At 75.7% G+C, this 19,599-nt stretch carries 19 protein-coding genes and 1 pseudogene; 6 read left to right on the forward strand and 14 right to left on the reverse strand.

Translation table 11 applies throughout. The features are described from left to right. Positions 1-2: 2 nt before the first annotated feature. Positions 3-764, reverse strand: a complete 762-nt coding sequence (locus HL054_RS08330) for a group II truncated hemoglobin (protein ID WP_369138433.1) — start codon at positions 762-764, stop codon at positions 3-5. Between the two features lie 119 nt (positions 765-883). Here HL054_RS08330 and HL054_RS08335 point away from each other — a divergent pair, with 119 nt between their 5' ends. Beyond that, a complete protein-coding gene (locus HL054_RS08335) occupies positions 884-2,761 on the forward strand; it encodes a hypothetical protein (RefSeq protein WP_369138434.1) in 1,878 nt (625 codons plus the stop codon). A 4-nt stretch (positions 2,762-2,765) separates the two neighbouring features. Here the strand turns inward: HL054_RS08335 and HL054_RS08340 are convergent, their stop codons facing one another. From HL054_RS08340 to HL054_RS08365, 3 genes are all read right to left on the reverse strand, one after another. Continuing rightward, complete coding sequence (locus tag HL054_RS08340) at positions 2,766-3,491, reverse strand: DUF72 domain-containing protein (RefSeq protein WP_369138435.1); 726 nt, start codon at positions 3,489-3,491, stop codon at positions 2,766-2,768. A gap of 18 nt (positions 3,492-3,509) precedes the next feature. After that, positions 3,510-4,625 (reverse strand): cold-shock protein, encoded by a 1,116-nt coding sequence (locus tag HL054_RS22320; protein WP_440347926.1) that lies wholly within the window; start codon positions 4,623-4,625, stop codon positions 3,510-3,512. A 96-nt stretch (positions 4,626-4,721) separates the two neighbouring features. Beyond that, complete coding sequence (locus HL054_RS08365) at positions 4,722-5,222, reverse strand: Lrp/AsnC family transcriptional regulator (RefSeq protein ID WP_369138436.1); 501 nt, start codon at positions 5,220-5,222, stop codon at positions 4,722-4,724. Positions 5,223-5,394: 172 nt separating this feature from the next. On the opposite strand from HL054_RS08365, the gene hppD reads away from it, so the two are divergent. Continuing rightward, a complete protein-coding gene (hppD, locus tag HL054_RS08370) occupies positions 5,395-6,600 on the forward strand; it encodes a 4-hydroxyphenylpyruvate dioxygenase (RefSeq protein ID WP_369138437.1) in 1,206 nt (401 codons plus the stop codon). Between the two features lie 80 nt (positions 6,601-6,680). On the opposite strand, the gene HL054_RS08375 is transcribed toward hppD, so the two are convergent. The 8 genes and pseudogenes from HL054_RS08375 to HL054_RS08415 form a co-directional block, all read right to left on the reverse strand. Then, positions 6,681-7,436, reverse strand: coding sequence for a nitrilase-related carbon-nitrogen hydrolase (locus tag HL054_RS08375; protein ID WP_369138438.1), 756 nt, complete (start codon positions 7,434-7,436; stop codon positions 6,681-6,683). Beyond that, entirely contained in the window at positions 7,433-8,653 is a 1,221-nt protein-coding gene (locus HL054_RS08380; RefSeq protein ID WP_369138439.1) for a pyridoxal phosphate-dependent aminotransferase, read from the reverse strand. The genes HL054_RS08375 and HL054_RS08380 overlap by 4 nt, the downstream gene beginning before the upstream one ends. Before the next feature lie 26 nt (positions 8,654-8,679). Further along, positions 8,680-9,504, reverse strand: coding sequence for an IclR family transcriptional regulator domain-containing protein (locus HL054_RS08385; RefSeq protein ID WP_369138440.1), 825 nt, complete (start codon positions 9,502-9,504; stop codon positions 8,680-8,682). Between the two features lie 84 nt (positions 9,505-9,588). Beyond that, a pseudogene (locus HL054_RS22325) lies at positions 9,589-10,122 on the reverse strand (UGSC family (seleno)protein). Between the two features lies 1 nt (position 10,123). Continuing rightward, positions 10,124-10,405, reverse strand: a complete 282-nt coding sequence (locus HL054_RS08400) for a hypothetical protein (protein WP_369138445.1) — start codon at positions 10,403-10,405, stop codon at positions 10,124-10,126. A gap of 27 nt (positions 10,406-10,432) precedes the next feature. Then, entirely contained in the window at positions 10,433-11,545 is a 1,113-nt protein-coding gene (locus tag HL054_RS08405; protein WP_369138447.1) for a hypothetical protein, read from the reverse strand. Between the two features lie 208 nt (positions 11,546-11,753). Next, positions 11,754-12,599 (reverse strand): SDR family oxidoreductase, encoded by an 846-nt coding sequence (locus HL054_RS08410; RefSeq protein ID WP_369138448.1) that lies wholly within the window; start codon positions 12,597-12,599, stop codon positions 11,754-11,756. A gap of 27 nt (positions 12,600-12,626) precedes the next feature. Further along, a complete protein-coding gene (locus HL054_RS08415; protein WP_369138451.1) occupies positions 12,627-13,217 on the reverse strand; it encodes a DUF1349 domain-containing protein in 591 nt (196 codons plus the stop codon). Positions 13,218-13,316: 99 nt separating this feature from the next. Here HL054_RS08415 and HL054_RS08420 point away from each other — a divergent pair, with 99 nt between their 5' ends. Further along, positions 13,317-14,165, forward strand: coding sequence for a fumarylacetoacetate hydrolase family protein (locus HL054_RS08420; protein ID WP_369138453.1), 849 nt, complete (start codon positions 13,317-13,319; stop codon positions 14,163-14,165). Between the two features lie 21 nt (positions 14,166-14,186). Here HL054_RS08420 and HL054_RS08425 read toward each other — a convergent pair whose 3' ends face one another. After that, positions 14,187-14,303, reverse strand: a complete 117-nt coding sequence (locus HL054_RS08425) for a DUF4287 domain-containing protein (protein ID WP_369139080.1) — start codon at positions 14,301-14,303, stop codon at positions 14,187-14,189. Positions 14,304-14,431: 128 nt separating this feature from the next. Here HL054_RS08425 and HL054_RS08430 point away from each other — a divergent pair, with 128 nt between their 5' ends. The 3 genes from HL054_RS08430 to HL054_RS08440 are packed head-to-tail and all read left to right on the forward strand — an operon-like array spanning position 14,432 to position 18,201. Next, complete coding sequence (locus HL054_RS08430; protein ID WP_369138454.1) at positions 14,432-15,502, forward strand: Gfo/Idh/MocA family protein; 1,071 nt, start codon at positions 14,432-14,434, stop codon at positions 15,500-15,502. 42 nt (positions 15,503-15,544) lie between these two features. Next, positions 15,545-16,501, forward strand: coding sequence for a PfkB family carbohydrate kinase (locus HL054_RS08435; protein ID WP_369138455.1), 957 nt, complete (start codon positions 15,545-15,547; stop codon positions 16,499-16,501). Positions 16,502-16,548: 47 nt separating this feature from the next. After that, the gene (locus tag HL054_RS08440) at positions 16,549-18,201 is read left to right on the forward strand and encodes a Na+/H+ antiporter (RefSeq protein ID WP_369138456.1); all 1,653 of its coding nucleotides are present in this window, start codon (positions 16,549-16,551) and stop codon (positions 18,199-18,201) included. Positions 18,202-18,256: 55 nt separating this feature from the next. On the opposite strand, the gene HL054_RS08445 is transcribed toward HL054_RS08440, so the two are convergent. Then, positions 18,257-19,594, reverse strand: a complete 1,338-nt coding sequence (locus HL054_RS08445; RefSeq protein ID WP_369138457.1) for an NtaA/DmoA family FMN-dependent monooxygenase — start codon at positions 19,592-19,594, stop codon at positions 18,257-18,259. Between the last annotated feature and the right edge of the window lie 5 nt (positions 19,595-19,599).

The raw sequence follows: 19,599 nt of genomic DNA on the forward strand, positions 1-19,599 counted from the left end.
GCTCAGCCCTGCCAGGGCGGGGCCACGCCCCAGCCCCAGTGCGGCACCGGCGCGTCGGTCACCACCGCGGCGCCCGGCTGCGAGTTGGTCAGCGCCAGCCGGGTGCCCCACTCGACGTAGCCGACGAACGCCGCCCGGAACTCCGGGTCGTCGGGCAGGCCGGCCTCGTCCAGGGCGTCCGGCAGCAGCGACACCCAGCGGCGGCGCTGCGCCTCGGTGATCCCCTTGCCGAGGTGGTGGCCGAGCATCGCCGGGTAGCCGCCGCGCTCGCGGGTGTACCGGTCCGGCCCGCCGAGCACCTCGGCCAGCCACATCGCCACGTGCCGCGGGTGCTCGTCGTCCATCCCGGCGAACAGCGGGCCGACCACGTCGTCGGCGATCACGTGCCGGTAGAAGACCGTCGTCAGCCGCTCCAGCGCCGCGGTGCCGCCGGCCCAGTCGTGCAGCGAGGGCACCGACGCCCCGGCCCCGCGCACCGGGGTGCGGGCGTAGTGCCGCATCTCCTCGATGTCGCCCACCCAGGGGCGCACCGCGGCCAGGAACCCCCCGAACAGCTCGCCGCCGCGGAAGCCCTGCAGGTGGTCGGCGGCCGACGTCCAGGTGATCCGCAGGACGACGGCGGCGGGCTCCTCGACGCAGCGGCTGAGCTCGTAGTCGACGCACTGGGGCGCCCGGGCCAGCACGGCGGCGGCCCGGCCGTAGCTGGCCAGGAACTGCTCCCACCGGTCTTCGGCGATGCGGTAGCGGACGTACTCGACGACCATGTCGGCTCCTGCCCTCGGCACCACGATTACACCGTTACAGCGGTCGGTGGTCAAGGGTGCGGTGAACCGGCCGCCGACCGGGTACGAAGACCGGGCACGGACGGCGAGAGGAGCGGCAGGTGGACGACGTCGACGCTGCCTTCCGCGCGTTCGTGACCGCCCGGCGGCCGGACCTGCTGGGCACCGCGCTGCTGCTGACCGGCGACCGGGCCGCAGCCGAGGAGCTGGTCCAGCGCGCGCTCCGCCGGGCCCGCCGCTGCTCCCCCGCGGACCGGGACACCGCCGTGCTCCGCAGCCTGGCCGCGGGTGCGACGAGCCGGTGGGGCCGGCTGGCCCGCGCCGAGCAGGTCATCGAGGAGTTCCCCGCGGCCGCCGTCCCCGGGCCGGCCGGCCCCGACCTGGCGACGGCGCTGCGCGGGCTGGCGCCGGTCACCCGGGCGGTGGTCGTGCTGCGCTGGCACGAGGGGCTGGGCGAGGAGCGGACCGCCGCCCTGCTGCACCGCACGGTTCCCGAGGTGGCCGCCGAGGCGGCGCGGGGCCTGGCCCAGCTGCGCGCGGCCCTGGCACCCAGCGTGTTCGAGCGCGCCGGGGCCGAGCGGCCGCTGGAGGAGCGGCTGGCCGGGGAGCTGGCCCGGCTCGCCGCGGCCTCCGGCCGGTGGCGGCTCACCGCCGAGGAGTCCCTCACCGACCTGGCCGTCCGCCGCACCGGTGCCCGCCGCCGGCTGGCCGCCGGTGCCGTCGCCGCGGCGTGCCTGGCCGGGGTGGCCGTCCCGCTGGCCCGCTGGGCGCCCGACCCGCCGGCCGAGCCGGCCACCCTCGCCGTCCCGGCCGTCGCCGCGCCGCGGCCGGTGGAGCCGGCGCTGCCCGCCGTGCCGGTGCTCACCGGCCCGGCCCGCGGCTCGCTGGCCGGCGACGAGCCGCTGCTGGCCGCGCTGCGCACCGTCGGCTGGGGGTCGCTCGAGGCGCCGCCGCCCGCCGAGCGGGAGGTGGTGCTGGCCGCGGACACCCCCCACGGCCGGGTCGCCCTCGTCGTCGGCACGGTGCTGGAGGACTTCCGCGGCGTGTGGCTGACCGGCCCGGTGGGCGCGCGGCCCGAGGAGCTCGTGCCCCAGGTCCCGCGCCAGCTGGGCCGGGGCCGGCCGGTGAGCCTGCTGCTCGGCGGCCCCGGCGCCGCGACCCTCGTCGTGGTCACCGCGCCGGGCGACGTCATCGCGGTGTCACCGCGGCTGATGACCGGGCCGCGCGGGACGGTCGGGCGCACCTACACGCCCGTCGGCACCGCGGACGGCCTCGCGGTGGTGCCGGCGACGACGACCCGGCTGGGCCCGGCGCTGTCGGTCCGGGTCACCCGGGAGGGCCGCGAGGTGTACCGCTCCGGCGTCGACTGGCGTGGCGCGGACCCCGCCGCCGCCTCGGTGCCCGAGCTGTCCTCGGTGCGGCCGGGACCGGGCACGCCCGACCCCCAGGTGGTCGCGGCGGCGCTCACCGACCTCGCGGTGCCGCTCGGCGTCGAACCGGCCGCCCTGCAGCCGGAGCTGCTGTGGTCGGCCGGGCTGCCGCTCACCCGCGGCACCGGGACGGTCGCCGTGCTGGTCGCGCGCAGCCCGGGCGGCGCGCTGGTGGTCACCACCCGGGCCGGCGTGGGCGGCAGCGGCGTCACCTGCGGCACCCAGACCCCGGCCGGGACGACGGAGGTCGCCTCGCTGACCATCGCCCGGGTCTGCGACGTGGCGCTGCCCGGGCTCGGCCAGACCGACGACGGCCGCTGGCTGGTGGTGACCGCCCCGCCGGAGGCCTTCTCCGCGGAGGTGCTCGACGGCGCCGGCCGGCTGCTGGACGAGCTGCGGCTCACCGACGGCAGCGCGGTGGCCTCCGTGCCGGAGGGGGCCCGGACGCTGCGCACCCGCGACGCCGCCGGCCGGGAGCTCCGGGAGACGCCGGTCGCGCCGCCACCCCCCGGCCCCTTCGGCGACTTCGGCACCGGCCCGGCCCGCTGACCGGTCAGCCGAGCAGGCCGCGCAGCTCCTCGGCGTTGCGCACCGCGTGCCCGTGCCCGTCGTTGTTGAAGTAGGCGAACACGTCCCGGCCGCTGCCGGCCCACTCCCGCACCCGGTCGGCCCACCAGCGCAGGTCGTCGGAGGGGTACGACCCGGCGTAGAGGTGCACCGGGTCCGGGCCGTGCAGCCGCACGTAGACGAAGGGCGCCGTCGCCCGCAGCACGCAGGGCAGCCCGGCGCCGCTGGTCACCACGTAGGCCGCGCCGTGCCGCTCGAGCAGCGCGTACACCGCCTCGTCCTGCCAGCTCGGGTGCCGGAACTCGACCGCCACCCGCATCCAGTGCGGCAGCCGCCCGAGGAGGAAGTCGAGCCGGGCGTCGTCCCGCTCGTGCGCGGGGTGCAGCTGCACCAGCAGGACGGCGCGGCGGTCGCCCAGCTCGTGCCAGCTGGCGACCAGCCGGTCGACCCACGCCTCGGGCGCGTACAACCGCTTGGCGTGGGTCAGGCCGCGCGGGGCCTTGACCGAGAGCTGGAAGCCCGGGGGCAGCCGGCGCCGCCAGCTCGCGAACGCCGTCGTCCGGGGCCAGCGGTAGAAGCTGGCGTTGAGCTCGACGGTGTCGAACCGCCGGACGTAGTGCGCGAGCCGGTCGGCCGGCCGGGTGCCGGGCGGGTACAGGACGCCGTCCCAGTGGTCGTAGCTCCACCCCGACGTCCCGACGTGCACCGCCATCCCGGCCGCCCGCTCAGGTCAGAGCGGGTCCACCGAGTCGGCCTGCATGCCGCGGTCGCCCTGGCTGGCGGAGTACTCGACCCGCTGGCCCTCGTCCAGGCTGCGGTAGCCGCCCCGGTCGGCGATCGCGGAGAAGTGCACGAACACGTCGTCGCCGCCGTCGTCGGGCTCGATGAACCCGAAGCCCTTCTCGGCGTTGAAGAAGCGCACCGTGCCCTGGCCGGTGGCGCCGCCGCCGCGGGGTGCGCGGGCGCCCCGGTCGCGCGGGGCCGCAGGCCGGCGGTCGTCGCGCCGGTCGTCGCGGGCCGGCGGCCGGCCGCCGCCGCCGAGGGGCTGGACGTGGTCGGCCTGCATGCCGCGCTGGCCGGGGCTGGCGGAGAACTCCACCCGCTGGCCCTCCTCCAGGCTGCGGTAGCCGCCGTCGTCGGCGATCGCGGAGAAGTGCACGAAGACGTCCTCGCCGCCGCCGTCGGGCTCGATGAACCCGAAGCCCTTCTCGGCGTTGAACCAGCGCACGGTGCCCTCGGCACCGCCGCCGCCGCGGGACGCGCCGCCCCGGGGGGCGCTCGGCCGCCGGTCGTCGCGCCGGTCGTCCCGCCGGTCGTCGCGGGAGGGCGCCCGGCCGCCGCCGAGCGGCTGGACCGAGTCGGCCTGCAGCCCGCGCTGGCCGGGGCTGGCGGTGTAGGAGACGCGCTGGCCCTCGTCCAGGCTGCGGTAGCCGCCGTCGTCGGCGATCGCGGAGAAGTGCACGAACACGTCGTCGCCGCCCTCGTCGGGCTCGATGAACCCGAACCCCTTCTCGGCGTTGAACCAGCGCACGGTGCCCTCGCTGCCACCGCCGCCGCCCCGCGGGGCCCGGGGCGCGCGCACCTGGCGCGGGTCGTCGCGGTGGCCGCGCTCCTCGCGCGCCGGCGGACGGCCGCCGCCACCCAGCGGCTGGATGGAGTCGGCCTGCATCCCGCGGTCACCGGGGCTGGCCGTGTACTCGACCCGCTGGCCCTCGTCAAGGCTGCGGTAGCCGCCGTCGTCGGCGATCGCGGAGAAGTGCGCGAAGACGTCCTGCCCGCCGTCGTCGGGCTCGATGAACCCGAAGCCCTTCTCGGCGTTGAACCACTTGACCGTGCCCTGCGGCATCTTGCTGCTCCTGCACATCTCGACGTCGTCGGCCCCGTGGCGGCACCGATGCGCACCATCCTCCCAGCCCGCGTGCCGTCCGTGCCCGGCGGCGGGTCAGCCGCCGCGGTGACCGGGGGCCCGGGCCGGGGGCGCGCCCGCGGCGGCCAGCAGCGGCAGCACCCGCCGGGGCACCAGTTCCGACAGCGCCACGACGCTGGTCGACCGGACGACGGAGCCGGACCGGCCCAGCTGCAGCAGCGTCTGCTGCAGCTCCCCGTGCGACCGGGCGGCGACCCGGCACAGCACGTCGCCGGAGCCGGTGGTCGCGTGCGCCTCCAGCACCCCGGGCATCGCGGTGAGGTCGGCGGCGACGTCGTCCAGCGCGCCCTGGGCGATCTCCAGGGTGACGAAGGCCTGCACGCCGAAGCCCGCCTCGGCGAGGTCGACGTCCGGGCCGTAGCCGGTGACGACGCCGGAGTCCTCCAGCCGCTGCAGCCGGGCCTGCACCGTGCCCCGGGCGACCCCCAGCCGGCGGGACAGCTCCAGCGCACCGGCCCGCGGGTGCTCGGTCAGCGCCCGCAGCAGGGCCACGTCGAGGGTGTCCAGCGTCGCCATCGCGGTGTCCTCCCGGTGATCGCCGTCACAACCGGCCTCCTTGCACAGTAGGACGGCCGTCCAGGGGGTGCGGATGTACCGGCCGACCAGCTGCTGCCGGGCTGATTGCGCAGCCCCGGGCTGCCGCGGTGTGCTCTGCCTGCACCGGTCCACCCCGATCCGAGGAGCAGCCGTGACCCTCGAGCAGACCCTCACCGACGACGAGCGGCTGGCCTCCCTGAGCCTCGAGGAGCTGCAGCAGCTGGTCGGCCTGGTCGACTACGACGCCTCGCGGGACCCCTTCCCGGTCAGCGGCTGGGACGCGCTGGTCTGGGTCGTCGGCAACGCCACCCAGACCGCGCACTTCTTCCAGTCCGCGTACGGCATGGAGCTGGTGGCGTACTCGGGCCCGGAGACCGGCAACCGCGACCACCACGCCTACGTGCTGACCAGCGGCGCGGCGCGCTTCGTCGTCACCGGCGCCTACGACCCGGCCAGCCCGCTGGCCGACCACCACCGGCGGCACGGCGACGGCATCGCCGACATCGCACTGGGCGTGCCGGACGTCGACGCCTGCATCGCTCACGCCCGGGCCAGCGGCGCCACGGTGCTCAGCGAGCCGCACGACCTCACCGATGACCACGGCACGGTGCGGCTGGCCGCGATCGCCACCTACGGCGACACCCGGCACACCCTGGTCGACCGGTCCCGGTACTCCGGGCCGTACCTGCCCGGCTTCGTCGCCCGCTCGTCGTCGTTCCAGCGGCGGCCCGGGGCACCGCGCCGGCTGTTCCAGGCGATCGACCACGTCGTCGGCAACGTCGAGCTGGGCGCCATGGACCGCTGGGTCGACTTCTACAACCGGGTCATGGGCTTCACCGACATGGCCGAGTTCGTCGGGGCCGACATCGCCACCGACTACTCCGCGCTGATGAGCAAGGTGGTGGCCAACGGCAACCACCGGGTCAAGTTCCCGCTCAACGAGCCGGCGGTGGGCCGGAAGAAGTCGCAGATCGACGAGTACCTGGAGTTCTACGGCGGCCCGGGCGCGCAGCACGTCGCGCTGGCCACCTCCGACATCGTCGGGACGGTCGACGCGCTGCGGGCCGAGGGCGTCGTCTTCCTCGGCACCCCGGACTCCTACTACTCCGACCCCGCGCTGCGGGCCCGGATCGGCGAGGTGCGGGTGCCGGTCGAGGAGCTGCAGCAGCGCGGCATCCTGGTCGACCGGGACGAGGACGGCTACCTGCTGCAGATCTTCACCAAGCCGCTCGGCGACCGGCCGACGGTGTTCTTCGAGCTGATCGAGCGGCACGGCTCGCTGGGCTTCGGCATCGGCAACTTCAAGGCGCTGTTCCAGGCCATCGAGCGCGAACAGGCCGCCCGCGGCAACTTCTGACGAAGGACCCCGGGGCCGAAGATGGCCATCTTCGGCGTGCACAGCAGCCCGGAGATGGCCATCTCCGGGGCCGGGTGGGGTCAGGGGCGGCGGTCGGCGAGGAAGCGGAAGCGGTCGCGGGTGGCGGCGACCTCGGCGGGGTCGACGTCGGCCAGCACGATCGTCTCCACTCCCGACGCGGTGGCCAGCAGCTCCCCCATCGGCGAGACGACGCGGCTGTCGCCGGCGTGGTCGGTGCCGTCGCCGGCCACGCCCACCCGGTTGCAGCCGACCACGTAGGCCTGGTTCTCGATCGCCCGGGCCTGCAGCAGCGACGTCCAGTGGTGCCGCCGCGCCGCCGGCCAGTTCGCCGGCACCAGGAAGACGTCGGTGCCCGGGCCGGCCGCCCAGAACACGTTGGCGAACCGCAGGTCGTAGCAGATGAACGGGGTGACCCGCAGGTCGCCGACCTGCACGGTCACCGGGCCCTCGCCGGAGCGGAAGCGGTCCCGCTCGGACGCGAAGGGGTGCAGCTTCCGGTACCGGTGGGTGCTGCCGTCCGGCCCGGCCAGCACGAAGGAGTTGTACGGCAGCCCGCCGTCGGGGCCCACCTCCGGGCAGGTGCCGGCCACCCACACCCCGTGCTGGGCGGCCTGGCCGGCCAGGAACTGCGCCGACAACCCGCCCTCGGGCTCGCCGATGCCCGGCGTCATCGAGAACCCGGTGGAGAAGGTCTCGCTGAGCAGCACCAGCTCCGCGCCGGCGCCCACGGCCCGGGCGACCTGCGGGGCGAGCCGGTCGAAGTTGGCCGCCCGGTCCTCCCACACGATGTCGTGCTGCACCGCCGCGATCCTCACGCCATCCTCCTCAACCGCGCCACGGCCTCCCCGAGGACCTCCTCGGTCTTGCAGAACGCGAACCGCACCAGGTGCCGGCCCAGCCCGGCGTGCTCGGCTGCGTAGAACACCCCGGCCGGGACGGCGACCACGCCGGCGCGCGCGGGCAGCGCGCGGCAGAACGCCAGCCCGTCGCCGTCGGGCTGCACCGGCCGGACGTCGACCGTGGCGAAGTAGGTGGCCTCGGGGCTGACCACCGGCAGCCCGGCCTCGGCCAGCCCGGTGACCAGCAGGTCGCGGTGCTGCTCCAGGTCGTGCGCCACGTGCCGGAAGAAGGCGTCGGGCAGCCGGAGGCCGGCGGCGATCGCCGGCTGGAACGGCCCGCCGTTGACGTAGGTGAGGAACTGCTTCGCGGTCCGGACGGCGGACACCAGCGGCGCGGGGCCGCAGACCCAGCCGATCTTCCAGCCGGTGGTGCTGAAGGTCTTGCCTCCGCTGCCGACGACCAGCGAGCGGTCCCGCATGCCGGGCAGGGTGGCGAGCGGGACGTGCCTGGCGCCGGTGAACACCAGGTGCTCGTAGACCTCGTCGGTGAGCACCACCAGGTCGGCGCGCTCGGCCACGTCGGCCAGCACCGCCAGCTCGTCCCGGGTGAACACCTTGCCGGTCGGGTTGTGCGGGGTGTTGAGCAGCAGCAGCCGGGCCCGCGGGGTCACCGCCGCGCGCAGCTCGGCCTCGTCGAAGGTCCACGGCGCGCTGCTGACCTCGCCGGCGGCGACCGGCGGCGGGCGCAGCGGCACCGGGCGCAGCACGCCGCCGGCCATCGCCACCGCGGCGGCGTAGCTGTCGTACATCGGCTCGAACAGCACGACCTCGTCGCCGGGCTCGAGCAGGGCCAGCAGCGCGGCGGTCAGCGCCTCGGTGGCGCCGGCGGTCACCAGCACCTCATCGGCCGGGTCGTAGACCAGCCCGGTGAACCGCTGGTGGTGCTCGGCGATCGCCGCCCGCAGGTCGGGCTGCCCCGGGCCGGGCGGGTACTGGTCGTGGGCGGTGCCGATCGCGGCGCGGGCGACGTCGAGCACCTCGGCCGGCCCGGGCCGGTCCGGGAAGCCCTGCCCGAGGTTTATCGAGCCGGTCGCCACCGCCAGCGCGCTCATCTCGGCGAACACCGTCGTCCCGAAGCCCTGCAGCCGGGACGCCAGGTGGGGGGCGGACGCCGGGGCCGGCACGCTGGTCACCGGGCCATCCTGCCGTGGCCGGGGGCTCACAGGCGGTTGCGGGTGCCTGCGGCCCCGCCCACCAGCCGGAGCTCCCCGGTCAGCGCGGCCGCGGTCCGCTGCAGCGCGGCGATGCTCTGCGCGCGCCGGGCCCGCACCGACTCGCGGTTGCTGTGGCTGGCCAGGTTGAGCGAGGCGACGACGTCGCCGTCCGGCCCGTGCACCGGGACGGCGATGGAGGTGACGCCGTCCTCGAGCTCCTCGTCGACGGCGCACCAGCCCTGGTCGCGGGCCTCCTCGATCCGCTGCCGCAGCGCCTCCCGGTCGGGCACCGTGTGCCGGGTCCGAGGCTCGAGGCGCACCCGCGCGAGGAAGGACTCCAGCTCGGCCGGCGGCAGCGCGCCGAGCAGCACCCGCCCGTGCGAGCTCAGGTGGGCCGCCCCGCGGGTGCCGACGGCGATGCCGGCGCTGAACGTGCGGCGGACCGGCACGTGCGCGACGTAGACGATGTCGTCGCCGTCCAGCACACCCAGGCTGGTGGTCTCCCCCAGCTCGGCGGTCAGCTCGACCAGCCGCGGCCGGGCCAGCTCCGGCAGCGACAACGTGGACAGGTAGGTGAAGCCCAGCTCGAGCACCGCCGGCCGGAGGAAGAACCGCCGGTCGGCGGTGACCCCGACGTAGCCGAGGTCGAGCAGGGTCAGCAGGAAGCGCCGCGCCGCGGCCCGCGGCATGCCGGTCGTGCGGGCGACGTCGCTGACCGACAGCTCGGGCTGCTCCGGGCTGAACGCCCGGATCGTCTCCAGCCCGCGGGCGAAGGTCTTGGCGAAGTGGTCCCCGGGCTCCCGGGGCTCGTCCTCGTCCGTGTCGGTCACCTCGTCGGCCGGTGGTCGGGCATCACGGCCCAGGATCCTCCCCCCGGCACCGGCCGGTGCCGGGGGGAGGTCCCTGCGCGCCGCTCAGCCGGCGGCGAGGATGCCCACGAGCCGCGGCAGCACCGCGGAGATCCGCTCGCTGATCTGCTGCTCGGACAGGCTCGCCAGCGGGTGCGGGACCGTGACGAACTGGTAGCCGGGGAAGCCGTAGGCCTTGGCCATCGCCTCGCCCGGGATCTGGAACGCGTCGGTGCAGATGCTGACTGCGGGCATCCCGGCCCGCTCCAGCAGGACTCCGTCGGCCACACTGGCCGCGCTGCAGGAGCCCTAATCGCCGATCCCGGCGACGACGAAGTCGCAGTTCTTCAGCATCTGCTGGATCTGGCTCTCCTCGACCGGCGTGCCGAAGTAGCCCTTGACGTACGTGGTCACCTCGCCGATGTCGTGGTCGCGGCGCAGCTGGCGGGCCACCTCGGCGAGCACGACCGACGCGTTCGGCTTGGTGTTGTCGAGCAGGCCGATGCGGGCGCCGCGCAGGCTGCGCCGGCGCGGGGCCAGCCCGGTGTCGCCGGCCCCGTCACCGCTGCCGGTGGGGTCGAGCAGGAGTTCGCGGGTCATGTCACTTCGCCCCGGCCGGCAGCTCGACCCGGGCCACCGTGTACGGCGTCGACGTCAGCGCGTCGGTGAGGATCGACTGCATCACGGCCTCCGGGACCAGGCAGTCCTCGCAGGCGCCGTCGCCGGCCACGACCCGGACGACGAGGTCGGTGCCGCCCTGCCGGGTCCAGCCCAGCTCGTAGCCGTCGGCGGCCAGCACGGCCCGCAGGCCCTGCAGCGCGTCGTCCACGGCCTGGTCGTCGCCGGCCGCCGGCGGCGCTCCGGTGGTGTCCACGGTGCTCATCGCGGGGTTTCCTCTCGGGTGGGCGGTTCAGGGACGGGGTGCGGCCACGCGGGCGATCGCGGGTGCGTCGCCGCGCGGGCCGAAGGTCTCGACGACGGCGGAGACGCCGGCGTTGTTGGCGCCGGCGACGACCACCAGCAGTGCGTCGGGCGAGTTGAGGACGTGCACCCGGTCGCTGCCGGCCTCCGCCGCGCGGTCCGGGACGGCGTCGGGGTGCTCGGCGGGCACCCGCCAGCGGGTGCTGCGGGAGACCGCGTCCTTGCCGACGGCGACCAGGTCGGCGCGGCTGTTCCAGGCCCGCTCGTGCACCGCCTGCCGGACGTCGGCCTTGCTCCAGCCGTGGCTGGCGAAGAGCTGGGCGTGCTCGGGACCGAGCACCAGGCAGCCGCTGATCGTCTCGTGGATCAGCGCGCCGGTGCGGGACAGCGTGCCGGCCAGGTCCAGCGCCAGCTGCTCGGGGACGACGGTGTGCCGGGCCTCGATGTGCAGCACGGAGCGCACCACCATGCCGGTGACCGCGCTGTCGGCCGGGTCCATGCCGTGCTCGACGTGCAGCGGGGCCCAGGGGCTCAGCTCCTCGTTCTCCGCGATGCAGGCGGTGTACTTCGCCGGCGTCCCCTGGGTGGCCTGGTCCAGCTCGTGCGGACGCAGGCCGAAGACGTTGATCGCGGTCAGCCGGATGGCCCGGCCGATCGTGGCGTTGGCCCGGAAGCCGGAGCCGAAGACGTTGCCCCGGCTGTTGAGCCCGATCCGGTCGCGCACCGGCCCGTTGACGATGAGCAGCGGGGCGGTGCCGGTGGTGCTCTGCCAGATGCCGCGCACCGGGTAGCCGTCGACGGTCAGCGCCGCCCAGGCGGCGAGGACCACCGGGAAGTACTCGGGCAGGCAGCCGGCCATGGCCGCGTTGATCGCCGCCGCCCGCACCGTGCAGGTGCGGCGCAGGTGCGGCATCTCGAACACGACGTCCGAGGGGTCCTGGTCGGTGGTGGCCAGGAACTCCGCCAGGTAGCTCTCGGTCACCGGCATGACCGGCAGGCCGTCGCTCCAGCCCTTGGTCGCGTAGTGCTCGAGGGCCCGGCGGACGTCGTCGATGTCGACGTCCACCTCGCCGGGCGCACCGGTGCCCGCCAGCGCGGTCACCGCCGGGGTCCCGGGCAGGACGACGGGACGCCCCGCGGCTCGGGGTGCGGGGACGGTGAGGTGTGCACGGACGGCTCCCAGACCCGGGGCCCGCTCGGGCTCCGTTGTGCGATATCTGAACAACTGGTGGAATGTCGCACACCGAGCATGTTCCTGGGTGCCCGCACCGTCAAGCGCTGCCGGGGCGTGGCGCGCCCGCAGCGCGGTCTCAGGCCGGCCGGAGCACCTCGGCGAGCGTGCGGGCGGGGTGCCCGGTCAGGTCTGCGACGGCGGTGGACACGGTGGCCAGCTCCCCCGCCGCGATGGCGGTGTAGGTCGACACCCAGGCGTCCACCTGCCAGGGCGGCGCGCCGTAGGGGGCTCGCGACGCGTACGCCTCCTCGAGCGTCTCCTCGGCGTACCGCACGGGCCGCCCGGTGACGGCGGTGATCGTCTCCGCCACCTCGGCCATGCTGAGCGCCGTCGGGCCGGTCAGGTCGTAGGTCGCGCCGGCGTGCGGGACGGGGTCCCGGAGCACCGCGACCGCGGCGTCGGCGACGTCGTCCTGCGCCACGGCGGCCACCCGCCCGTCGCCGGCCGGACCGCGGATGACGCCGTCCTCGCCGGTGAGGGCCGGGAAGAAGTCGGCGTAGAGCGAGTCGCGAAGGAAGGTCGCCCGCAGCCCGCGCGCCCGGACGTGCTCCTCGGTGGCCCAGTGGTCGCGGGCCAGGGTGAAGGTGGCGTCCGGGGCCGCGCCGAGGAACGACGTGTAGACCAGGTGCTGCACCCCCGCGTCGGCCGCGGCGTCGACGAAGGTGCGGTGCTGACCGACCCGGTCGGGGTGCTCGGCGGCGGACACCATCAGCACGGTCGACAGCCCGGCCAGCGCCGCCCGCAGCGCCGCCGCGTCGTCGTACGCCGCGACGGCCACCGTGCTGGCGGGCAGCTGCGGCGCCCGTGCCGGGTCGCGCACCAGCAACCGCTGGGCGACGCCGGCGGCGGCCAGCCGTCGCGCGATCCGGCTCCCGAGGTGGCCGGTGGATCCGGTGATGCCGAGGGTCACGGTGTCGTCCACCGGACGATCATCGCCCGGCCCGGGGCGTCAGTGCAGCGTCGCGTCCGCGGGGCCGGTCGCCCAGTGGCGGAACCGGACGACCAGGCCGGCGCGGGTGGGTGCGCAGCAGTAGGGCCCGGCCCCGACGACGGCGTCGGCCGGGAACGGGGCGAGCCGGACGAGCCGGAACGGCTCGTCGTCCACCCGCGCCCGGACGGTCACCGCGTCCGCGCTGCGGCTGGCGCGCACGGTGACCCGGCGGCCGGCCCACTCCGGCACCGGCGCCACCGACCAGTCCGAGCGGCCGAGGGTGACGACCGCACCGACCTGCGGGACGCCGTCGGAGACCTCGACGCCGGCCTTGAGCCAGGTGTCGGCGCCGGCACGCAGCACCAGCCCGGCCTGGTCGAACTGGCGGTCCCACCCCAGGTCGAAGGTGACCTCCACCGCCGCGGGGGACGGCAGGGGGGCCAGCAGCGCATGGGCGTCGTCGTGCACGAACCCGTAGCTGGTGTGCCGCCAGGCGTCGCTGCCCTCGATCGCGGTGACCAGGAGGTCCGGTCCGTCCTCGGCGACGTCGGCCGGGGGCACCGTCCAGTCGCCCCCGTGCCAGGGCTGCACCCGCAGGTCGTCGTCCATGCCGGCACGGTAGGTGACCGGTCGCGCTGCCCCGGCGGCGAGCAGGCACGATGACCGACGCGAGGTGCCCCCGGCGCACCCCGCGGAGGGAGACCGGGCATGAGGATCGTCGGCATCCGGCGGGGCGACGGCGTACAGGTCGCCACGCTGTCCGAGGACGGCACGGCCGTGACCGTGCTGGCCCCGCTCGAGGACTTCTGGGCCGCACCCGCCGCGCACGTGGACCGCGAGCCGGCCGGGGCGGCGGTCGCCGCCGCCGAGGTCGAGTTCGTGCCGCCGGTGCTGCCCGGCGCCCGCGTCGTCTGCATCGGGCTGAACTACCTCAAGCACGTCGCCGAGGGGTCCTACGCCGCCGAGGGCGTGCCGCCGTACCCGACGCTGTTCGCCCGCTGGACCGCCTCGCTCACCGTCGACGGCGCCGAGGTGCCCGTCCCGGTCGACGAGGACGGCCTGGACTGGGAGGGCGAGGTGGTCGCCTGGGTCGGGCAGACCCTGGTCGACGCCACGCCTGACGAGGCGCTGGCCGCCGTCGTCGGCTACTCCACCTTCAACGACCTGACCGCACGGCGGGCGCAGAAGCTCACCAGCCAGTGGACCCTCGGCAAGAACGGCGACCGCTCCGGCCCGCTCGGGCCGATGGTCCCGGCCGCCGAGGTCGGCGACCTGCGCGACGGGCTGCGCGTGCAGACCCGGGTCAACGGCGAGACCGTGCAGGACGGACGGACCGACGAGATGGTCTACACCGTCGGCGACACCCTCTCGCTGATCTCGCGCACGTTCACCCTGCGGCCCGGCGACCTGCTCGCCACCGGCACGCCCTCCGGTGTCGGCTACTCGCGCACGCCCCCGTGGCTGATGCAGCCCGGCGACGTCGTGGAGGTCGAGGTCGAGCGGCTCGGCGTGCTGCGCAACACCGTGGTCGGCAACGAGGTCCGCCGGGGGCGGTGAGCCCGCTCGGCGGAGCCGTGCTCAGCCCTCGGCGAGGGTCGCGGCGACCAGCGCGTTGGCGTGCCCGTGGCCCATGCCGTGCTCGGTCTTGAGCCAGCTGACCAGCTCCATGTGCTTCGTCAGCGGCGAGGCCCGGATGAGGTCCTGCCACTAGCTGACGGGGCGGCCGTACTTCGCCTCGATGGCCGGGAAGTAGCTGGCCGGCCCCTTCGGTGCATCGGTCATGCGGGCCATGCTGCCAGGACCGGCTGCCCTAGCGTGGGAGCGTGACCACTCCCTTCATCGCCCGCCCCGAGCTGCTCGACGCCGACCCGCGCACCGCCACCGGGCGGCCGGTCCGCTGGGGCGTCGTGGCCACCGGCGCGATCGCCGCCACGGTGACCGCCGACCTCGCCCTGCTGTCCGACGCCGTCCTGCACGCGGTCAGCTCGCGCCGGGCGGACCGCGCCGCGGCCTTCGCCGGGCAGTTCGGCTTCGCCACGTCGTACTCCGACACCGACGAGCGCCTGGGCTACGAGGCCCTGCTGGCCGACCCGGACGTCGAGGTGGTCTACGTCGCCACCCCGCACGCCCAGCACGCCGAGGTGGTCCGCGCGGCACTGACCGCCGGCAAGTCGGTGCTGGTGGAGAAGCCGGTGACCGTCAACGCCCGGGAGGCGCAGGAGCTGGTCGACCTGGCCCGCGAGCGGGGGCTGTTCCTGATGGAGGCGGTCTGGACCCGCTTCCTGCCGGCCTACCAGCGGGCGCTGGAGATCGCCGCGTCCGGTGAGATCGGCACCGTGCACTGGGTGGCCGCCGAGGTCGCCTTCCCCGCGCCGCAGGACCCGACGGCCCGGATCTGGGCACGCGCCGACGGTGGCGGCGCGCTGCTCGACCTCGCCGTCTACCCGCTGCTGTGGGCGTGGGGCACCCTGGGGCTGCCCGACGAGGTCACCGCGGTGGGGACGCTGAACGCCGAGGGCGTGGACGCGCAGAACGCCCTGACGCTGCGCTGGGACTCCGGCGCGCAGGCGCAGCTGACCACCTCGCTGCTGGCCCGCTCGCCGCACACCGCGCTGGTCTGCGGCAGCGAGGGCTGGGTCCGCAGCACCGGGCCGGACTCGGTGTACCGGCCGACCCGCCTCGACGTGCAGGTGGGCGACGCGGAGCCGCGCACCGAGGAGTTCGCGCTGATCGGCTCCGGCTACGTGCACGAGCTGCGCGAGGTCACCCGCTGCCTGCAGGAGGGGCTCACCGAGAGCCCGGTCGTGCCGCTGGAGCACTCGCTGGCCACCATGCGGCTGCTCGACGGCGTCCGGGCCCAGCTGGGGGTCGTGTACCCGAACGACGAACGCTGACCGTCCCCGGCGGCGCCACCGGGCCGCAGCTACGGTGTGGCGGTGATCACCGTGTGCGGCGAGCTCGTGGTCGACCTGATCCCGGTGGCCGGCGCCGGGAGCACGGGGGCCCCGCAGTACACCGCCTTCCCCGGCGGCAACGCGCTCAACGTGGCCGTCGCCGCGGCCCGGCTGGGCACCGAGGTGCACCTGATGTCCCGGGTCGGGCCCGGGCCGTTCGGCACGCTGCTGCGCGCACACGCCGCTCGCAACGGGGTGGCCACCGACGCCATGGTCGACGCCCCCGAGCCGGTGAGCCTGGCGGTGGTGGAGCTGCGCGACGACGGGTCGGCCGGCTACTCCTTCCACACCGTCGGCGCCGCCGACTGGCAGTGGACCCCGGCCGAGCTGGCCCGGGACTGGCCGGCCGGCACGCGGATCGTGCACGTCGGCTCGATCTCCAGCTGGACGCCGCCGGGGTCCGACGCCATCGCCGACCTGGTGCGCCGGGTCCGGGCCGAGGGCAGCGCGCTGGTGAGCTTCGACCCGAACGTCCGCGCCTCGCTGGTCGCCGACGCGGACGCCGTCCGGGCGCGGATCGGTGAGCTGCGCCGCACGGCGGACCTGGTCAAGGTCAGCGCCGAGGACCTGGCGTGGCTGGAGCCCGGCGCCGACCTCGACGAGGCGGCCGTCCGCTGGGCCGCCGAGGGCCCGGCGCTGGTCGTCGTCACCGACGGCGGGGGCGCGCTGCGCGCCGCCCGGCCGGGCCGGCCGCTGGTGCGCCGGCAGCCCCCGGCGGTCACCGTGGTCGACACCGTCGGCGCCGGCGACACGCTGGCCGCGGCGCTGTTCGCCGGCCTGGTGCGCACCGGCACGCTCGCGCACGACGCGCTCGCCGGTCTGCCGGACGACGAGCTCGCCGCACTGCTGGACGACGCCGCCCTGGCCGCGGCGCTGGCCTGCACCCGCCCGGGCGCCGACCCGCCCACCGCCGCCGAGCTCGAGGCCGCCCGCGCCTGACCCGGGCCCACCCCGGGACCGGCAGCAGGGTCGGGAAGACTGGTGCGGTGAGCGCCGAGACGATGCTGCTGCTGGTCCTCGGCGCGGTGGCGGTGATCGTCGCGGTGCGCTGGGTCGCCGAGCACACCGGGCTGCCGGCCGCCGCGCTGCTCACCCTGCTCGGCATCGCCTACGCGCTGCTGCCCGGGCCGAACGTGAGCCTCGACCCGCACCTGGTGCTCACCCTGGTGCTCCCCCCGCTGCTCTACAGCGCCGCCCTGGACGCCTCGCTGGGTGCGATCCGGCGGAACCTGCGCACCGTGGTCAGCCTGTCGGTGCTGCTCGTGCTGGTCACCGCCGTGCTCATCGGCGCCGGCTTCGCCCTCTTCGTCACCGGCGCCACGCTGGCGGCCGGCATCGCCCTCGGTGCGGCCGTCGCGCCCCCGGACCCGGTGGCCGCGCTGTCGGTGGGCCGGCGGGTCGGCCTGCCCCCGCGGCTGATCACCCTGATCCAGGGCGAGGGGCTGCTCAACGACGCCACCGCGCTCACCCTGCTCACCGTCGCGGTCGGCGCCGCGCAGGGCGAGGGGTTCTCCACGCCGGCCGCCGTCGGCGAGTTCGTCATCGCCGCCGCCGGTGGGGTCGTGGCCGGGCTGGTGGTCGCCTACGGCGTCCGGCCGCTGCGCCGGCTGCGGCGCGACCCGCTGTCGTCCAACGCGATCTCGCTGGCCACCCCGTTCGTCGCCTACCTGCTCGGCGAGGCGGTGCACGTCTCCGGCGTGCTCGCCGTCGTCGTCGCCGGGCTGGTCATCGGGCACAACGCCCCGTACTGGACGTCGGGGGCGAGCCGGCTGCAGACCGACGCCGTCTGGCGGCTGGTCGACTTCCTGCTCGAGGGCATCGTCTTCCTGCTCATCGGCCAGCAGCTGCCCACCGTCATCCGCGGGCTGGGCCAGTACGACACCTCGACCATCGTCGTCGCCGCGTCGATCACCGTGGGCGTGATGCTCGTCGTCCGCCCGCTGTGGTTGCTGCTCACCGAGTCGCTGCCCCGGTCGCTGCACACCCGGCTGGGTGGTCAGGACGTGCGCGAGGGAGGCGTGGAACCGGCGGAGAGCGACCGGCTGACGATCCGCGAGATCGTGGTGCTCAGCTGGGCCGGCACCCGCGGGGTGATCAGCCTGGCCGCGATCTTCACCCTGCCGGTCGTGACCGACAGCGGGGCGCCGTTCCCCGACCGCGACCTGCTGCTGTTCTGCGCCTTCCTCGCCGTGCTGGTGACCCTGGTCGGCCAGGGCATCACCTTCGCCCCGCTGGTGCGGGCGCTGGGCTGCTACGCCGACCAGGCCGACGAGGCGCGGCTGCGCAACCAGGCGCGGATCGCGGCCGCCGAGGCCGGCCTGGCCCGGCTGGAGGTCATGCAGTCCGAGGAGCACGACGACGTCGACGAGCAGGCGCTGGTCACGTTGCGGGCCCAGCTGCGCACCCGGCTCGACCGGTACCGCACCCGCCTGGACGTGCTGAACGCCGCCGAGGGCGGCGACATCCCGCTGTCGCCCACCTACGAGGCCGCGCTGCGGCTGCGCCGGGCCGTGATCGGCGCCCAGCGCGAGGAGCTGCTGCGCTGGCGGGACGCCGCCCGGCTGCCCGACGAGGGGCTGCGGATCCTGGAGCGGGAGCTGGACCACGAGGAGGGCCTGCTGCCGGCCCGCGGCCGCTAGGTCACCGGAGCCCGGCAGCCCAGCACCCGGGCCCGGTGGCGGCCGGGCGGGGCGGTCAGCCCAGCGGCGGCAGCCCCAGGTTGTCCCGCAGCGTCGTCCCCTCGTAGTCGGTGCGGTACACGCCGCGCTCCTGCAGCAGCGGCACCACCTGGTCGACCAGCGGGTCCAGCCCGCCGGGGGTGATGTGCGGGACCAGGATGAAGCCGTCGCTGGCATCGGACTGCACCAGGTCGTCCATCTGCGCGGCCACGGTCGCCGCGCTGCCGACGAAGTCCTGCCGACTGCTGATCTGGATCATCAGCTCGCGGATCGACAGGCCCTTGGCCTCCGCCTGCTCCCGCCAGGCCGCCGCCACCGCCATCGGGTCGCGGTTCATCCGCACGCTGGCCCGACCGCGGGCCACGGTGTGCTCCCCGATGACCGGGTCGACGTCGGGCAGCGGGCCGTCGGGGTCGTAGCCGGACAGGTCGCGGTTCCAGACCTCCTCCAGCTTGCGCAGGGCCGTGGAGCCGGACACCTGCTGCTTGCGCACCTCGGCGGCGAGGTCGGCGGCCTCCGCGTCGGTGTCGCCGATGACGAAGGTGGCGGCCGGGAGGATCAGCAGGTCCTCCTTGCGCCGGCCGTACCTGGGCAGCCGGCCCTTGACGTCGCTGTAGAACGCCTGCCCGGCCTCCGACGTGGCGTGCCGGCTGAAGATCGCGTCGGCCGCTGAGGCGGCGAACTCGCGGCCCTCCTCGGAGTCGCCGGCCTGGAACACGACCGGCCGGCCCTGCGGGCTGCGCGGCACGTCGAAACGGCCGGCGATGTCGAAGTGCGCGTCGGCGTGCGCGAACGACCCGGCCGCCGGGTCGGCGAGGAAGACGCCGGACTCCTTGTCCGCCACCACCTCGTCGCCGTGCCAGGAGTCCAGCAGCTCGGTCACCGTCTGCAGGAAGGTGCGGGCCCGCTCGTACCGCTGGTCCTGGGCCAGGAAGCCGCCGCGGCGGAAGTTCTCCCCGGTGAACGCGTCCCAGGAGGTGACGACGTTCCACGCCGCCCGGCCACCGGAGAGGTGGTCAAGGGTGGCGAACTGGCGGGCCACCTCGTAGGGCTCGTTGAAGGTGGAGTTGATCGTCCCGGCCAGCCCGAGGTGCTCGGTGACCGCGGCGAGGGCGGACAGCACCGTGAAGGTGTCCGGCCGGCCGACGACGTCCAGGTCGTAGATCGCGCCGTTCTGCTCACGCAGCCGCAGCCCCTCGGCGAGGAACAGGAAGTCGAACTTCCCGCGCTCGGCGGCCTGGGCGAAGCGGACGAAGGAGCTGAACTCGATGTGGCTGCCGGCCGCCGGGTCGCTCCACACGGTGGTGTTGTTGACGCCGGGGAAGTGGGCGGCGAGGTGCACCTGCTTGGGCATGATCG

Source organism: Modestobacter versicolor, assembly GCF_041028285.1.
GTDB classification, from domain to species: Bacteria; Actinomycetota; Actinomycetes; order Mycobacteriales; family Geodermatophilaceae; genus Modestobacter; species Modestobacter versicolor_A.